We start from the raw sequence: 1,594 nt of genomic DNA on the forward strand, positions 1-1,594 counted from the left end.
GGGTGATACCCACGACGTCGACGCCGTAATTCTGCGCGGCATGGAGCGCGAAGCTGCCCCAACCGCAACCCACGTCGAGGACACGCATTCCCGGCTGCAGGCCCAGCTTCCGGCAGACCAAATCCAGTTTCGATTCCTGGGCAGCGTCCAGGCCGGTGTTCTCGTCCTCCCACACCGCGCAGGAGTACACCATCGACGGACCGAGGACGAGCGCGTAGAAGTCGTTGCCGACGTCGTAATGGTGGGAAATAGCGGCGGCGTCGCGCTTCTTTGAATGCATGCGGCCCGTCCGCGTGACGTCCATTTCCTCCGGTGGGGGCGCCGGTGGAAGCCCAATCGCGCCGACCCGGACGGCGGTCCGCAGGAGCTTCCAGCGCTCGCCGAGGGTTGGAGGCCGAAACGCCTTCAGCTCGGCGAATTTTCCCACGGAACTCAACACGGAGAAACTTTCGAACAGGTCACCGGGCCCATCGATATCTCCGGCCACGTAAGCGCGGCTGAGGCCGAGTTGGTTTGGGCACCACAGCATCCGGCGCAGGCCCCGCCGGGAACGGAACTCGATGATTGGCGCATCAGCCGGCCCCGCCTCCGACCCGTCCCAGGCCTGAAGGCGCAACGGAATTTCATCGGTCCCCAGAATGATCCCCAGGGCCTCAGCCAACCTGGGTGCTACTCCCTTGCTTTTCGCCATGGTTCCTTATGTACTCCGATTCCCGCCCGAGGACCAGAGGTTATCGGGCGGGAAGTCCACGCATGCAAAGATGAGCGGTGATGATGCCGCTTAGCCAAATCCGTCGTATGAAGGACTCTGTCGATGCCGACTGGCGCTCGCCCGTCGCCGATCAGGTGGCGCACGCATGGGGCCGCGACCCCAACAGCGCCCGATGGTGGAGGTCCAGTGCCAGCCACGTCTTCGTGATTCCTGGCGATCCGCGGCGTTTTCTGCGCTTCATACCGGCGGGAACAGCGGCAGCATCCCGACTGCGGGCCGGCGCCGAGCTCGCCAATGACTTCCCGTCTGTCGACGGCCTCTGGATTGCGCGCCCGCTGCCCGCTGAGTCGGGCGAGCTGATCCCTACAGTGGACACTTCCTTCGGTCCGATGGCCGCGATGCTCGTCAACGAAGCACCCGGTGACGCCCTGGAGGTACCATCGCTCACCCCTGACCAAGCCCGGATGTGGGGACGCGCGCTCGCCCTCTTCCACGAAGTTGCGGGCGGCCCCGACGGCGTCACAATCCACGGCGACTTCGAGTTGGACAACCTCCGGTTCACTCCCGACGGCGTTTCCGTCTTCGATCTCGATGAGTCCCGTCCCGGCACAGCAGCGGAGGACGTTGCCCTCGCTACCCGTGCGCTGCGCGGAGACGAAGGCGACCGACCGGAGCCGCTGCTGTACGCCGAGTTCCTCGCCGGCTACCGGTCGCGACGGGACTTCACGGATGCGGAGGAAACAAGGGTCCCCGAGTACGCCCGTCAGTACTCGGCCCGCCGCGTAGCTGCCGGGCAGGAGATGCTCGACGACGGCGACAAGCCGACCGACCCGGACTGGTTACGTGAACTGCACAACGACATCCTCACCGCCAACGACTGGC

Annotated in this window: 2 protein-coding genes; one reads left to right on the forward strand and one right to left on the reverse strand. The window is 65.5% G+C overall.

What is annotated here, in order from left to right:
• On the reverse strand, positions 1-691 hold a 691-nt coding region (locus RIF85_RS15885), incomplete at its 3' end, for a class I SAM-dependent methyltransferase (RefSeq protein ID WP_309072865.1).
• A gap of 80 nt (positions 692-771) precedes the next feature.
• On the opposite strand from RIF85_RS15885, the gene RIF85_RS15890 reads away from it, so the two are divergent.
• A partial coding sequence (locus RIF85_RS15890; protein WP_309072866.1) for a phosphotransferase occupies positions 772-1,594 on the forward strand: 823 nt, incomplete at its 3' end.

This window comes from Arthrobacter sp. (assembly GCF_031179385.1).
Classification (GTDB): domain Bacteria; phylum Actinomycetota; class Actinomycetes; order Actinomycetales; family Micrococcaceae; genus Arthrobacter_D.